Here is a 12,134-nt window from a genome sequence, read left to right as displayed (position 1 = left end):
GGGGGGCGGTCTGTGCCGGGCCCGGGCCGGCCGTCCCCCCCCCCCCCCCCCCCCCCCCCCCCCCCCCCCCCGGGGGGGGGGGCCCCCCGCCCTCTTCGCGTCCCCTGCTCCCCCTGCTACTCCCCCCGCTGTTCCTCCACCGGGTAGTCCCAGTCCGTGCCGACGCCCGCCGCCAGCAGGTGCTCGGCGATCGCCAGCGGCAGTGCCACCAGCGGGACGCCCGAATCCAGCGGGATCCGGATCCGGTGCGTGCCGCCCGGCGCGCACACCTGCACCACCGCCGTCACCCCGCCCACCAGCCGCACGGCGTCCAGCCGCGCCGCTGCCTGCGGACGCCCGACGTCGGCCGGGTAGGTGGTGAGCGTGAAGACGAGGTCCCCGAGGTCGTCCAGCAGATCGGCGTAGACCGCCAGCGGCGGCGCCGGCGCCGAGACCGGCAGGCGCGGCCCCACCCCGCGGTCCGGCTCCGCCCATCCCGCGGCCTCCCCGCCCAGCGCCGCGAACAGCTCGTCCCGCGAGGCGCTCACGTCGAGCCGTACCTCTTCCCAGGGCGTCCCCACGATCACGACACCCGCCCCCGGGAACACGATCCGCTCCAGCCGCCGCGCGCCCCCGGTGTTGGCCCGCTGCAGAGCGGCCGCCTCCCGAAGGAAGTACCCCCGCGCCAGGCTCTGCCGTCCGCCCCCCATGGCACGTCCCCCTCACCGGCCTTGACGGATGCTCACCAAAGCGCACGGTACCGCCGCCGCCACGCCACCCGTTAGCCGATTTCCGTCCAACTTCCCTCCGCCACGGACACGGTGGGGTCCGGCGGCATGCGACCGGTGACCGCCGGCATGCGCGGGCGACCGCCGGCGAGCGGAAAATCCGCTCGCGGGACGTGCCGCGGTGTGGCAGGGTGCGGGCCGTCCGCGCCCTGCCACCGACCGGAGCCGTCCCGATGCCCCTGCCGCCCCGACTCGTCCCGCTGCTGGCCGAGTTCGACTTCGCCCGCACCCGCCTGCGCGACCGGCTGGCCGGCCCCGCCGTCGACAGCGGCAACGGCACCGCGGTGGCCGTCGGGCCGCTGACGGACGACGAGTACCGCTGGGAGCCGGTGCCCGACTGCTGGTCGGTGCGGCGCCACGCGGACGGGCCGGGCGAGCGCGCCACCCTGCTGGTCGGCGCGGGCGCGTGGGGCCGGGACACCGCCGGCTGGCCGCACCCCGAGCCGCCGCCGTTCACCACCCTCGCCTGGCGGCTGACCCACCTCACCGAACTGCTCCTGCTGCGCGCCGACCACACGGACGGCACCCGCGCCCTCACCCGCGAGGCCTTCCCGGTCCACGGCGACGCCGAATCCGCGGTCACCGCCTTCGACACCGCCGCGGACGCCTGGCGGAAGGCCCTGCTCGCCGCCGACGACGCCGCGCTCGACACCGTCGGCCACTGCACCTACCCCTACGGCGGCGACGCGGACGAGCCCTTCCTGGACGTCGTCTGGTGGGTCAACCAGGAACTCCTCCACCACGGCGCCGAGATCGCCCTGCTGCGCGACCTCTACCACTACTCCGCGCGCGGCTAGGGCGCGCCCTGCGGGTCACTCCGGGCGCGGGGGCAGCGGCACGGGCAGGGCGGGCAGGCCGTCGATGCTGGTGACGACGTACGGCTTGTTCTCGCAGTAGGTGCCGAACTCCTCGTCGCTCTTGCGCGCGAAGTAGTCCGCGTGGAGGGCGCGGTCGGCGCGGTAGTCCATCAGCGGGACGGCGAAGCCGCAGGAGTCGCTGACGCGTTCGGCCGCGACCAGGACGACCGCGCGCAGGGCGGGACCGTCCACGCCGGGCCCGAAGCGGGCCAGGAGGCCGGTGAAGCGCGGGTCGTCGCGGAAGACCGGCTCGCCGCGGCCGTGGACCCGTACGACGGTGGGCGGGCCGTCGAAGGCGCACCACATGAGCGTGATGCGGCCGTTCTCCCGCAGGTGGGCGATGGTCTCGGCGGTCGAGCCGCCGAAGTCCAGGTAGGCGAGGGTCCGTTCGTCCAGGACGACCAGGGTGCCGGAGCGGCCCTTGGGCGACACGTTGACGTGGCCGTCGGCGGCGAGCGGCGCGGTGGCGACGAAGTAGACGGGCTGGCGCTCGATGAACTCGCGCAGCCGGCCGTCGATGTTCTCGTACTGCTTTCCCATGCCGCCATTGTGCGCTCATCTCGCCCATTGAGAAAGATCGTTTCTCATATCGAGACTGTTCGTGTGGCGGACCTTCCGGCGGACCTTCCCGGGAGAACACGCCGGCGGCGGGCCCCCGTGCGGTCGTTCGCACGGGACCCGCCGCCGGGGACGTCCGGCCCGGTCAGGCCTTCATGTAGACGCCCTCCATGAACTCCAGGATCTGCTGGTCGGTCAGGCGGTGGCCGTCGCGCCGGCCCATCGCCAGGTCGGCCTCGCTGATCATGCCGACCAGCCGCTCGCCGTCGATCACCGGGATGCGCCGGATCTGGTGCTGCTCCATCTTCCGCAGCACCGCGTCCATGTCGTCGTCGGCCCGCACGCAGTGCAGGTGCCCGGCGAGGTCCATGGCCGTCATCTTGGCCGGGTCCTTGCCCTCCGCGAGACATCGCACGACGATGTCGCGGTCGGTGATGATGCCCTTCAGCTTCTGGTCGTCGCCGCAGATCGGCAGCGCACCGACGTTCTTGTCGCGCATCATCATCGCGGCCTCGGCGAGCGTCTGGTGCGCGCCGATGCACTGGGCGCCGGTGTGCATGATCTCTCGGGCTTTGGTCACGGGGACTCCTTCGTGAGTGGTTCCCCCCAGAGGTCGTTCCCCCCGGAAGTTCCCCCCGTTCGCTCCCCCGTCGGCGGCACCGCGCACCCGCGGTGTGACCGTGCGATCACCATAGGCAACATCCCGCCCGCCCGCGACCGCGGCCACCGATACTGGGAGGGTGACGACGGAAGCCGCCGAACCCGTGCGCGAAGGCGTGGTCGACGAGGCAGTCCGGGCCCGGCCCGCGACGGCGCTGCGCCCGTACGTCGCCTGGTACTCCGGCTACCGCCAGCGCGGCATCGCGCCCGCCGTGCACCGCGGCCTGCCCTCCCCCTACCTGACCTTCATCCTCACCCTCGACGAGCCGCTGGTCCTCGCCGCCCATCCCGACCCGGCTCAGCGACCCGACGCGTACGCCACCCTGCTCGGCGGCCTGCACACGGCCCCGGCGCTGATCACCCACGACGGCCGGCAGTCGGGCGTGCAGATCGCCGTGCACCCGCTGGCCGCCAGGGCGCTGTTCGGGGTACCGGCCGGGGAGCTCGCCGGGATCGACCTCCCGGCGGAGGACGTCCTCGGCCGACTGGCCCCGCACCTCCAGGAGCGGCTGCGCGCCGCGGCCACCTGGGACGAGCGCTTCGCCCTGCTGGACGGCGCCCTGCTGCGGGCCGCCCGCCCGTCGGGGCGGGTACCGCCGGAGGTCTGCTGGGCCTGGCAGGCGCTGCGTCGCAGCGGCGGCGGGCTCGCGGTGGCGGCGCTGGCCCGGGAGACGGGGTGGAGCGCGCGGCACCTCCAGGAGCGCTTCCGCCGCGAGACCGGGCTGACGCCGAAGGCCGCCGCCCGGGTGATCCGCTTCGACCGGGCCCGGCACCTGCTGACCGGCGGCGCGCCGCCCCGGCTGGCGGAGCTGGCGGCCCGCTGCGGCTACTTCGACCAGGCGCACCTGGCCCGCGAGTTCCGCGCGCTGGCCGGGGCGGCGCCGAGCGCGTGGCTGGCGGCGGAGGGGCCGGAGGAGAAGCGGTTCCGAAACGTCCAAGGCGGGGCGGGCGACCCGGTCGCAGAGTGGGAGGCGTGACGGCGACCGGCCGGCACCCACCACCGCAGGAGGCAGCCATGGACACCACCGATGCGAAGACCCCCGCCCCGCAGGTCTGGCCCACGCTGCGCGCCGACGACGCGCGCGCCCTGATCCGCTTCCTGGCCGACGCCTTCGGCTTCGAGGGGGTCGTGGCGTACGGCGAGGGCGAGTTCGTCGCGCACGCCGAACTGGCCTGGCCCGAGGGCGGCGGCGTGATGCTCGGCTCGGAGCGGGACGCGCCCGAGGGCACCGAGACCTGGCCGGGCCGCCCGGGCACGTTCAGCGCCTACGTCGTCACGGCCGACCCGGACGGCGTCCACGCGCGGGCCGTCGCCGCCGGCGCCCGGATCACCACCGGGCTGCACGAGACCGACTACGGCTCGCGCGATTTCGCGGCCGCCGACCCGGAGGGCAACCGCTGGTACTTCGGCACCTACCCGGGCTCCCCGCGGCCGTCGGCCCCGCAGAACGGGTGAGGCCGATGCCCACGCCCGTCGACCGCCTGCGGGCGCTGTGCCTCGCCCTGCCGGAGACCGCGGAGCGGGTCGGCCACGGCGAGCCGACCTGGTTCGCGGGCGCCGGCCGCCGGGCCCGGGTGTTCGTCATGCTCGCCGACCACCACCACGACGAGCGGCTCGCCTTCTGGTGCGCCGCGCCGAACGGGGTGCAGGCGGAGCTGACCGGGCGGGACCCGCAGCGGTACTTCCGCCCGCCGTACGTCGGGCACCGCGGCTGGGTGGGCGTCTACCTGGACGCGGTGCCCGTCGACTGGGAGCGCGTGGAGGATCTCGTCGGGGACGCCCACGCCCTCGTTTCGCCCGGCTGACGGGAGCCGCCCTCCGGCGTCACTGCGGCGTCGGATCCGCCGCGTCGGGGCTCGGAGCGGGCGCCGGGGAGTCGGTGGCGGGGGAGGTCGGGGTCGGGGCCGCGCTCGCACCCGTGGCCGCGGCCGGCGTCGGGACCGGAACCACCGGCGCCGTCGCCGGGTCCATGATCACCGGGGTGCAGTTGCGGCTGTTGTCCGGCTGCTCGCCGCAGACCTGGATCCGGCTGTCGTTCTGGGACGCGTCCACCATCGGCGAGTACGCGTCGTACCCCCAGTGGACCAGGGCGGTCTGGCTCTGCCCCGCCGAGTTGGTGATCGTCGCCCGGTACCCCGCCGTGGCGTCCGTCAGCTTCGCCCAGGCCGTCCGGCAGCGGCGGCTGTAGCGCACGTAGACGGTCATCTGCCGCACGTTGGCGGTCGCGATCGTCGTGGCGTCCGATCCGCAGCCGCTCGCCTGCGGGTCCTTCCCGACACAGCCGGCGGCCTCGCACAGCGCGGTGGCCTGGGCGGTGGCCCGGGCGGTGCCCGTCGTCGCGGCGGCCCCCGGGCTGCGCTCGGAGCCGCCGTCGTTCAGGGCGAGCGCCCCGGCCACCGCGGCGACACCGGCCGCCGAGGCCGCCGCCGCCCACCACCAGGTCCGGCGCGGCCGGGCCGTGGGCTCCGGCTCCCCCTCCTCCGGCCACGACGGCGGCTCCGCCGGCCCGGGCAACTCCGCCGCGGCCTCCGTCGCGCCGGCCCCGGCAACCGCCACCCGCAGCGCCTCCAGGGCGGCGCACCGCTCCGCCGGCACCCCCGCCAGCGCGCCGAACGCGGCCAGCGCCGCCTCCGTCACCACGCGCTCCCCGTTCAGCCACCGGTGCCAGGACGACTTGCTGTAGTGCGTCTTCGCCGCCAGCTCGGCCAGCGTCAGCCCCGATCCGTCCTTCAGCGCCCGCAGCCCCGCCACGAGCTCCCGCTCCTGCGGCCCCAGCCTCGCCGGCAGGGCCCGCCAGTCACCGACCATCGCCCCGATCCCCCTTGACGCAGCGTCAGTTCGCGAACCGTCGGCAGCATAACCGCCCCACCGACCGTGCGGGCGCGTACACGGAAAGCCACGCTCGCGCCCGCCCCGCACCCCGGGCAGACTGGCAGCGGGGGCCACACCGACGGCTTCGGAGGCGGCCCATGCCGCAGATGGTCGTGGACGGGCGCACCCTCGCGCTCTCCCACCTGGACAAGGTCTACTACCCGCGGACCGGCACCCTGAAGGGCGAGGTCCTCAGCTACTACGCGGCCGTCCACACCGCCCTCCTGCCCCACCTGCACGACCGCCCGGTGTCCTTCCTCCGCTGCCCCGACGGCGTCGAGGCCGAGGTGTTCATCGCCAAGAACCCGCCGGCCGGCACCCCGCGCTGGATCCGCACGGCCGAGGTGCCCAGCGACAGCGGCGACCTGCGCCAGGTCCTCCTGGACGACGGCGCCGCGCTGCTCTGGGCCGCCAACCTCGGCTGCCTCGAGCTGCACGTCCCCCAGTGGCACGCCGCCGCGCCCGGGCTGGCCGACCGGCTGGTCCTCGACCTCGACCCGGGCGAGGGCGCGACCGTCCTCACCTGCCGGACGGTCGCCGGGCTGCTCCGCGAACGCCTGGCCGCGGACGGGCTCGCCGCCTGGGCCAAGACCTCCGGCTCCAAGGGCCTCCACCTGCTCGTCCCGATCGAACCCACCCCGAGCACCCGCGTCTGCGCCTACGCGAAGGCGCTGGCCGCCGCCCTGGAGGCGGACCGCCCCGACCTCGTCGTCCACACCATGGCCAAGGCCCGCCGGGCCGGTCGGGTCTTCGTCGACTGGTCGCAGAACAACGCCAAGAAGACCACCGCCGCCCCGTACACGCTGCGCGCCCGCCCGCAGCCCACCGTGTCCACCCCGGTCACCTGGGAGGAGCTCGCCGAGGCCGACTCCGAGGACGACCTGGTCTTCACCCTCGCCGACGTCCCCGAACGGCTCGCCGCCCACGGCGACCTCCTCGCCCCGCTGCTCGACCCCGAGCACGCCCGGCCCCTCCCCGCCGCGCCGTCCCCCGAGCCCGACCGCCAGGTGCTGCGGCCGCCCGTCGACGTCATGCGCCCGGCCGCCGTCCCGGCCGTCCCGCCGCCGGACGGGCTCGGCGGCGGGGGCGTGCAGTACGAACTCAAACTGGACGGCTTCCGCTGCCTCGCCTTCGCCCGCGGGGACCGCCCGGCCTACCTCCAGTCCCGCAGCGGACGGGACCTCGCCCCCGAGTTCCCGCCGATCGCCGCGGCCGTCGCCCGGCTGCCCGAGGGGCTCGTCCTCGACGCCGAGCTGGTCGCCTGGCGCGCGGGCCGGTTCGCCTTCGAGGAACTGCTGCGCACCCGCCAGGCCCGCGCGGGCGACGACGTCGCGCTCGGGCTGATCGCCTTCGACGTCCTCGCCCTCCCGGGCCGCGACGTGCGCCGGCTGCCGCTCGCCGACCGCCACCGCCTGCTGCTCGCCGCGCTCGCGGACGTCCCTCCACCGATCCAGCCCGTCATGGCCACCACCGACCGCACGGAGGCCCTGGACTGGATGGAACGCCTCGCGGCCACCGGGGTGGAGGGCCTGGTCTGCAAGGCCGCGGGCTCGGCGTACCGGGCGCAGGGAGCGGGTCGGGTCTGGGTCAAGTACCGCCGCACGGACACCGTCGACGCCCTCGTCCGCGCACTCACCGGCCCGGCCGCCAGGCCGCACGCCCTCGTGGTCGAACTCGACGACGGCCGCGTCCTGCTCACCACCCCGCGGCTCACCGCCGTCCAGGCCGCCCAGATCTCCGAGGCCGCCCACCCCTACCTGGCCCCGCCCGTCCACGACCCCGCCCACGGCACCGTCCACCCCCTCACGAGCCCCCTGCGCGCCGAACTCACCCTCACCGGCCGCCCGCCCACCGCCACCTACACCCGGCTGAGGGGCGACTGACGGCCGACACCCGGGCGGTGGGCGGGCGTTGGCCAGTCGACGGGCTCGGAACTCCCGGCGCTCACCCCCCGCAAGGGCCCCGGCTCCCAGGTCACTTCCGCCGTTCCGTCGCGTGGGCGAACTCGGTGACCAGGGCGTCGTCGAAGACCGGGAGGTCGGCGGGCTTGCGGCTGGTGACCAGGGGGCCGGGGCCCTCGTGGCAGACGTGGACCTCGGCGTCGATCCAGTGGGCGCCGGCGTTCACGAGGTCGGTGCGCAGGCTGGGCCAGGAGGTGAGGGTGCGGCCGCGGACGGCGTCGGCCTCGATGAGGGTCCAGGGCCCGTGGCAGATCGCCGCGACCGGGCGGCCCGAGGCGCAGAAGGCGTGCACGAAGGCGACCGCGTCGCGGTCCTGCCGCAGGTGGTCGGGGCTCGCGACGCCGCCGGGCAGGACCAGTCCGTCGTACCCGGCGGCCTCCGCGTCCGCGACGACCGCGTCCACCGCGAAGGTGTCACCCGGTGCCCGGTGCCGCACGGCCTGCACCCGGCCCGGCGCGGTGGAGAGCAGTCGCGGCGTGCCCCCGGCCTCGGCCACCGCCTGCCAGGGGGAGGTGAGTTCGATCTCCTCCACGCCGTAGGGCGCGACCAGGAAGGCGACGGTCCGGCCGGTGAGCGTCGTGGTGGGCCAGCGCACGGCTCACCCCGGGCGGTGCCCGAGGACGTCCACGGCCGCGGGCGGCGGGGCGGAACTCACCCGGGCGCGCGGGCAGTCGAGGTGGACGACGAGCTCCAGGTGGTCGATCCGGGCGACCAGGGCGACCGGCACGAGCACCCGGGAGCCCGGCACCCAGGGCTCGGCATCGACCAGCAGGTGGTCACCGGCGTCCTGCTCGACCCGCCCGAGCGGGCCGTCGGTCGCCTCCACCTCGTAGCCGGCCAGGCCGAGTTCGGCGGCTTGGTGGGAGCCCGGGCGGTACTCCCACAGGTCGGTGGTCATCACACCTCCGGTTTGTCCCAGGGCCGCCGCTCGCGCCCCTCGGGGCGGTCGGGGCCGTCCGGGCGGTCGAGCGGGTCGCGGCGCCGGGCGCCGGCGCGGCGGCGCAGCAGGACGGCCGCGGCGGCGGCGACGGCCAGGGAGGCCGCCCAGACCACGCCGAGGGCGGTGAGCACGGCGACGGTCGGCGTCCGCACGCCGACGCTCAGGCAGATCGCGGTCATGACGAGGGCGGTCAGCACGACCCCGGCGGGGATCCGGCGGGCCGTGCGGCGCACGGCCGTGCGCACCCGGCCCGGCCGTTTGGCACCCATGGTGCTCAGTTTCCGGTCGAGGCGGGTGTCCTGGCGCAGCCCGGACTCGATCTCCTCGAGGAGCCGCCGTTCCCGTCCGCTCAGCGAGGGTCCGTCCATCTCGGTCACCTCCGACAAACTTCCGGTGACGTGCTCGTACCCGGGCGGTTGCCCGGTACGGGCCTGCGCTAACCGCCTCCGGGACGGCCTGTTCCCGCGCCGACGGGTCCGAAGGCCCGGGGGCGTGCGAGCAGGCTGTCGTCGAGTACCCGCAGCAGGGCGACGGCGTCGCGGTGGACCTCGGCCGCGCCGGCGGCCCGGAGGTCGGCGGCGTCGTCGCGTCCGCACTCCAGGGCGAGGCAGAGCAGCCCGGCACGGCGGGCGGCGAGGACCTCGCGGACGCTGCCGGCGACGTACACGGCGTGGTCGGCGCCGCCGCCGACGAGGTCGAGGGCGGCCCGCTCGGGGTCGCTCCCCGGGGTGGCCACGGTCAGTGCGGGCGCCCCTGCGGGGCCGGGTCCGGTCAGGACGACCGTCCAGCCCCGGGCGGCACACTCGCGCAGCAGGTCCGCGGCACCGGTCGGCGCGGAGCGCCAGTCGGTGCCGAAGAGTGCCGTCGAGACCACGGTCATGGGCCACCGTTTCCCTTCCGGTACCGCGCGCGGACGTGGGCCGCGCAACGGAACGCGCCCTTCCAGGTTAGGCCTCCGCCCCACCGGGCGCGCTGCCGGCCGGCCACCGGTTTCCGGGCCCCGGCGCGTGCGCGGGAAGTCGGCCGGTCCGACTTCCCGTGCGGGCGGCGGAAACCCGTTTGGCGCCCCGCGCGTGGCCCTGCCCGACGGACTCGTCGCCACCGCCTTCGGCCCCACGCTCGATGCGCTGCTCCCGGCCGGCCCGCCGGTGCGCGCGCTCGCCCTGGCCGGCCCCGGGGTGCCGGCGCCCCGCGCAGACCTCGTCCTCGTCCCCCGGCACCCACTGACCGGTGAGGTGTGGCGGCCGGGCGGTGCGTGCGTGGCCGTGCCGCTGGACGCCGAGGTCTGGGCCCACCTGGCCTCCCCCGGCAACGGTGCCCGCGTCCCGGCGACCGGCGGGCTGCCCGCGGGCGTCCAGCGCGACGACCCCCTGCCGCCGCGCCCGCCGTCCGGCTTCCGACCCGACCGCGCGCTGCTCCTGCGCACGCCGGCCCGCCTCCCGGCCGTCCGCGAGCCGTGGCTGCGGTCGGTGTACGGCAAGGCCCGCGGCCGTCCGTAGACGTCCCCGGTAGACGGCCCGTCAACGCCCGCGTCGACCGCGCGTCCACGGGCCCCGGCCACAGTCCTCGTCGAGCACCGGCAGCACGCCGGCCCGACATTCCGAGAGGACGACCATGAGGAATCCCGTACGCAAGCGCCACGCCTGGGGCGCGCTGGCCGCCGCCGCGATCGCCGTCGCGGCCCTGCCGGGCACGGCCAGCGCCGATGCGGGCACCACGATCACCGGGGTCGGCGGCAAATGTCTCGACGTCCGCGGGAGCGGTACGGCGAACGGAACGCCGGTGCAGATCTACGGTTGCAACGGCACGGGCGCCCAGTCGTGGACCGTGACCAACAGGCCGGACTTCACGGGTGTCACCCTGTCCGCGCTCGGCAAGTGCCTGGACGTCAGCGCGAGCGGCACGACGGACGGCACGAAGGTCCAGCTGTGGGACTGCAACGGCACCGAGGCCCAGCGCTGGGTCCAGTACGAGGGCCCCGTCCTGATCAACCCGCAGTCCAACAAGTGCCTGGACGTCCCCGGCGGGACCACCCAGGACGGCACCCAGCTGCAGATCTACACCTGCAACTTCACCACGCCGGCCCAGCAGTGGTACTTCCACGCGCCGGGCGCCTCCGTCAGCGGCTGACGGCCGCCGGACCGGAGCGGCCCGCCACCCCCGTGCGGGCCGCTCCGCGCGTCACCGGACGTCACCGGACGTCACCGGGCGTCACCGGGCCCTACCAGGCGTCGTCGGCCAGGCGGGCATGGAGGTGCTCGTCGTTGTAGTCGCGGCCGGGGTAGCGGTAGGAGGAACGGAGGGTGCCCTCGTACCGGAAGCCGGCGCGCTCGGCGACGTGGCAGGAGGCGTCGTTGCCGACGGCGTGGGCGAGTTCGAGGCGGCGCGCGGCGGCGGTTTCCACGCCCCAGCGGGCGACGGCGAGGGTCGCGCGGGTCGCCAGGCCCCGGCCGCGGGCGGCGGGCAGGAGCCAGTAGCCGATCATGGCCAGTCCGTCCTCGCGGTCCCGCCAGAACAGGGCGACGTTCCCGCACAGGGTGCCGTCGGCGGCGTCGGTGATCGCGAAGGCTCCGGTGCGGCCCTCGGCCCAGGTGGTGTCGCAGCGGTCGAGGTAGGCCTCGGCGGCGGACGGGTCGTCAGTGCCCAGCGGGTTCCAGCGGGCGATCACCGGATCGGCCGCCGCGGCGACGAGGGCCGGCACGGTGCCGCCCGGGAGGTCGAGGGTGCGGTCCCACGGGCGGAGCACGGCGTCCCCGAGGTCGAGGACGGTGCGCCGGAAGGTCCGCTGGTCGGTGCTCATCCGACTTTCCTATCCCGCGCCCTGCCCGCCCCGCCAGCGGTTTTCCGGTGGCGGGCGGCGCGGCGGTCCGGTCGTGCGAGGATCGCCGGGTGATCGAGCTACTGACGGCCCGCACGGCCGAGTTGGACGCATCCACGCTGGACGAGGCCCGGGCCCTGCTGTTCGAGGTGTTCGGCGCCGACCTGACCGAGGCCGACTGGGAGCACGCGCTCGGCGGCGTGCACGCGCTCCTGCGCGAGGACGGCGTGCTGATCGGGCACGCGGCCGTCGTGCCGCGCGTGTTCCGGCACGACGGGCGGCAGGTGCGCACCGGCTACGTCGAGGGCGTCGCCGTCCGGGCCGACCGGCAGGGGCGCGGGCACGGCTCGGTGCTGATGGGCTCGGTCGCGGGCCTGGTCCGGGGCGGGTACGAGCTCGGCGCGCTGAGCTCGTCGGACGCGGCCGTCGAGTTCTACGCGAACCGCGGCTGGCTGCGGTGGGACGGACTGCTGTCGGCGGCGACCCGGCACGGCGGGGAGCGGCCGACGCCGGACGACGAGGGCGGGGTGTTCGTCCTGCCGGGCACCGCCCCGCTGGACCTCACCGGCCTGCTGACCTGCGACTGGCGGCCCGGCGACCTCTGGTGACGAGGCCGGCGGACGGGGGGGGGGGGGGCCCGGCGGGCGCGCCCCCCCCCCGGGCCGCCGCGTATATAAAGATAAAGAAACGGGCCCCGAACA

17 protein-coding genes and 1 pseudogene are annotated in these 12,134 nt (G+C 76.2%); 9 read left to right on the top strand and 9 right to left on the bottom strand.

The window, feature by feature from the left end:
- Positions 1-116: 116 nt before the first annotated feature.
- Positions 117-689 carry a hypothetical protein gene (locus ACFV4F_RS32825; RefSeq protein WP_380508045.1) on the bottom strand — a complete coding sequence of 191 codons (573 nt, stop codon included), beginning with the start codon at positions 687-689 and terminating at the stop codon, positions 117-119.
- A gap of 251 nt (positions 690-940) precedes the next feature.
- Here ACFV4F_RS32825 and ACFV4F_RS32820 point away from each other — a divergent pair, with 251 nt between their 5' ends.
- On the top strand, positions 941-1,564 hold the full coding sequence (locus ACFV4F_RS32820) for a DinB family protein (RefSeq protein WP_380508042.1): 624 nt from the start codon (positions 941-943) through the stop codon (positions 1,562-1,564).
- A 15-nt stretch (positions 1,565-1,579) separates the two neighbouring features.
- Here the strand turns inward: ACFV4F_RS32820 and ACFV4F_RS32815 are convergent, their stop codons facing one another.
- Entirely contained in the window at positions 1,580-2,164 is a 585-nt protein-coding gene (locus tag ACFV4F_RS32815) for a pyridoxamine 5'-phosphate oxidase family protein (protein WP_380440224.1), read from the bottom strand.
- A 163-nt stretch (positions 2,165-2,327) separates the two neighbouring features.
- Complete coding sequence (locus ACFV4F_RS32810) at positions 2,328-2,762, bottom strand: CBS domain-containing protein (protein WP_380440222.1); 435 nt, start codon at positions 2,760-2,762, stop codon at positions 2,328-2,330.
- Positions 2,763-2,922: 160 nt separating this feature from the next.
- Between ACFV4F_RS32810 and ACFV4F_RS32805 the strand changes: the two genes are divergently transcribed.
- Genes ACFV4F_RS32805 through ACFV4F_RS32795 form a run of 3 tightly spaced genes read left to right on the top strand, consistent with a single transcriptional unit; the run spans position 2,923 to position 4,648 of the window.
- Positions 2,923-3,819 (top strand): helix-turn-helix domain-containing protein, encoded by an 897-nt coding sequence (locus tag ACFV4F_RS32805; protein WP_380508039.1) that lies wholly within the window; start codon positions 2,923-2,925, stop codon positions 3,817-3,819.
- 38 nt (positions 3,820-3,857) lie between these two features.
- Complete coding sequence (locus ACFV4F_RS32800) at positions 3,858-4,298, top strand: VOC family protein (RefSeq protein ID WP_380508036.1); 441 nt, start codon at positions 3,858-3,860, stop codon at positions 4,296-4,298.
- A gap of 5 nt (positions 4,299-4,303) precedes the next feature.
- Positions 4,304-4,648 (top strand): MmcQ/YjbR family DNA-binding protein, encoded by a 345-nt coding sequence (locus ACFV4F_RS32795; protein ID WP_380508033.1) that lies wholly within the window; start codon positions 4,304-4,306, stop codon positions 4,646-4,648.
- 19 nt (positions 4,649-4,667) lie between these two features.
- On the opposite strand, the gene ACFV4F_RS32790 is transcribed toward ACFV4F_RS32795, so the two are convergent.
- A complete protein-coding gene (locus ACFV4F_RS32790; protein ID WP_380508030.1) occupies positions 4,668-5,651 on the bottom strand; it encodes a DUF2690 domain-containing protein in 984 nt (327 codons plus the stop codon).
- A gap of 161 nt (positions 5,652-5,812) precedes the next feature.
- Here ACFV4F_RS32790 and ligD point away from each other — a divergent pair.
- Positions 5,813-6,691: pseudogene (gene ligD / locus ACFV4F_RS32785) on the top strand (non-homologous end-joining DNA ligase); the annotation flags it as partial.
- 54 nt (positions 6,692-6,745) lie between these two features.
- On the top strand, positions 6,746-7,597 hold the full coding sequence (locus ACFV4F_RS32780; protein WP_380508083.1) for a DNA ligase: 852 nt from the start codon (positions 6,746-6,748) through the stop codon (positions 7,595-7,597).
- 91 nt (positions 7,598-7,688) lie between these two features.
- On the opposite strand, the gene ACFV4F_RS32775 is transcribed toward ACFV4F_RS32780, so the two are convergent.
- The 4 genes from ACFV4F_RS32775 to ACFV4F_RS32760 all read right to left on the bottom strand — a co-directional run bounded on the left by ACFV4F_RS32775 (position 7,689) and on the right by ACFV4F_RS32760 (position 9,495).
- Positions 7,689-8,270, bottom strand: a complete 582-nt coding sequence (locus tag ACFV4F_RS32775) for a type 1 glutamine amidotransferase domain-containing protein (protein ID WP_380508027.1) — start codon at positions 8,268-8,270, stop codon at positions 7,689-7,691.
- Positions 8,271-8,273: 3 nt separating this feature from the next.
- Positions 8,274-8,573, bottom strand: coding sequence for a PRC-barrel domain containing protein (locus ACFV4F_RS32770; protein ID WP_380440211.1), 300 nt, complete (start codon positions 8,571-8,573; stop codon positions 8,274-8,276).
- Complete coding sequence (locus ACFV4F_RS32765) at positions 8,573-8,983, bottom strand: DUF3040 domain-containing protein (RefSeq protein WP_380440209.1); 411 nt, start codon at positions 8,981-8,983, stop codon at positions 8,573-8,575. The genes ACFV4F_RS32770 and ACFV4F_RS32765 overlap by 1 nt, the downstream gene beginning before the upstream one ends.
- A gap of 68 nt (positions 8,984-9,051) precedes the next feature.
- Positions 9,052-9,495 carry a hypothetical protein gene (locus ACFV4F_RS32760; RefSeq protein WP_380499213.1) on the bottom strand — a complete coding sequence of 148 codons (444 nt, stop codon included), beginning with the start codon at positions 9,493-9,495 and terminating at the stop codon, positions 9,052-9,054.
- Positions 9,496-9,688: 193 nt separating this feature from the next.
- Here ACFV4F_RS32760 and ACFV4F_RS32755 point away from each other — a divergent pair, with 193 nt between their 5' ends.
- Both ACFV4F_RS32755 and ACFV4F_RS32750 read left to right on the top strand, forming a co-directional pair.
- The gene (locus tag ACFV4F_RS32755; RefSeq protein WP_380508024.1) at positions 9,689-10,114 is read left to right on the top strand and encodes a hypothetical protein; all 426 of its coding nucleotides are present in this window, start codon (positions 9,689-9,691) and stop codon (positions 10,112-10,114) included.
- A gap of 115 nt (positions 10,115-10,229) precedes the next feature.
- Positions 10,230-10,745: a ricin-type beta-trefoil lectin domain protein gene (locus ACFV4F_RS32750; protein ID WP_380508022.1), complete on the top strand. Its 516-nt coding sequence runs from the start codon at positions 10,230-10,232 to the stop codon at positions 10,743-10,745.
- 91 nt (positions 10,746-10,836) lie between these two features.
- Here the strand turns inward: ACFV4F_RS32750 and ACFV4F_RS32745 are convergent, their stop codons facing one another.
- Entirely contained in the window at positions 10,837-11,415 is a 579-nt protein-coding gene (locus tag ACFV4F_RS32745) for a GNAT family N-acetyltransferase (RefSeq protein WP_380508019.1), read from the bottom strand.
- A gap of 89 nt (positions 11,416-11,504) precedes the next feature.
- Between ACFV4F_RS32745 and ACFV4F_RS32740 the strand changes: the two genes are divergently transcribed.
- The gene (locus tag ACFV4F_RS32740) at positions 11,505-12,041 is read left to right on the top strand and encodes a GNAT family N-acetyltransferase (RefSeq protein WP_380499216.1); all 537 of its coding nucleotides are present in this window, start codon (positions 11,505-11,507) and stop codon (positions 12,039-12,041) included.
- Positions 12,042-12,134 lie beyond the last annotated feature (93 nt).

The organism is Kitasatospora sp. NPDC059722, assembly GCF_042733235.1.
Taxonomy (GTDB): domain Bacteria; phylum Actinomycetota; class Actinomycetes; order Streptomycetales; family Streptomycetaceae; genus Kitasatospora.
Note: the sequence above shows the minus strand (reverse complement) of the source record. Positions and strands in the feature narration are given on the sequence as shown.

What these genes read in the sequence shown, in the direction of transcription:
- ACFV4F_RS32825 (WP_380508045.1), bottom strand. Translation starts at nt 689, where the DNA reads ATGGGGGGCGGACGGCAGAGCCTGGCGCGGGGGTACTTCCTTCGGGAG.
- ACFV4F_RS32820 (WP_380508042.1), top strand. Translation starts at nt 941, where the DNA reads ATGCCCCTGCCGCCCCGACTCGTCCCGCTGCTGGCCGAGTTCGACTTC.
- ACFV4F_RS32815 (WP_380440224.1), bottom strand. Translation starts at nt 2,164, where the DNA reads ATGGGAAAGCAGTACGAGAACATCGACGGCCGGCTGCGCGAGTTCATC.
- ACFV4F_RS32800 (WP_380508036.1), top strand. Translation starts at nt 3,858, where the DNA reads ATGGACACCACCGATGCGAAGACCCCCGCCCCGCAGGTCTGGCCCACG.
- ACFV4F_RS32795 (WP_380508033.1), top strand. Translation starts at nt 4,304, where the DNA reads ATGCCCACGCCCGTCGACCGCCTGCGGGCGCTGTGCCTCGCCCTGCCG.
- ACFV4F_RS32790 (WP_380508030.1), bottom strand. Translation starts at nt 5,651, where the DNA reads ATGGTCGGTGACTGGCGGGCCCTGCCGGCGAGGCTGGGGCCGCAGGAG.
- ACFV4F_RS32780 (WP_380508083.1), top strand. Translation starts at nt 6,746, where the DNA reads ATGCGCCCGGCCGCCGTCCCGGCCGTCCCGCCGCCGGACGGGCTCGGC.
- ACFV4F_RS32770 (WP_380440211.1), bottom strand. Translation starts at nt 8,573, where the DNA reads ATGACCACCGACCTGTGGGAGTACCGCCCGGGCTCCCACCAAGCCGCC.
- ACFV4F_RS32765 (WP_380440209.1), bottom strand. Translation starts at nt 8,983, where the DNA reads ATGGACGGACCCTCGCTGAGCGGACGGGAACGGCGGCTCCTCGAGGAG.
- ACFV4F_RS32760 (WP_380499213.1), bottom strand. Translation starts at nt 9,495, where the DNA reads ATGACCGTGGTCTCGACGGCACTCTTCGGCACCGACTGGCGCTCCGCG.
- ACFV4F_RS32750 (WP_380508022.1), top strand. Translation starts at nt 10,230, where the DNA reads ATGAGGAATCCCGTACGCAAGCGCCACGCCTGGGGCGCGCTGGCCGCC.
- ACFV4F_RS32745 (WP_380508019.1), bottom strand. Translation starts at nt 11,415, where the DNA reads ATGAGCACCGACCAGCGGACCTTCCGGCGCACCGTCCTCGACCTCGGG.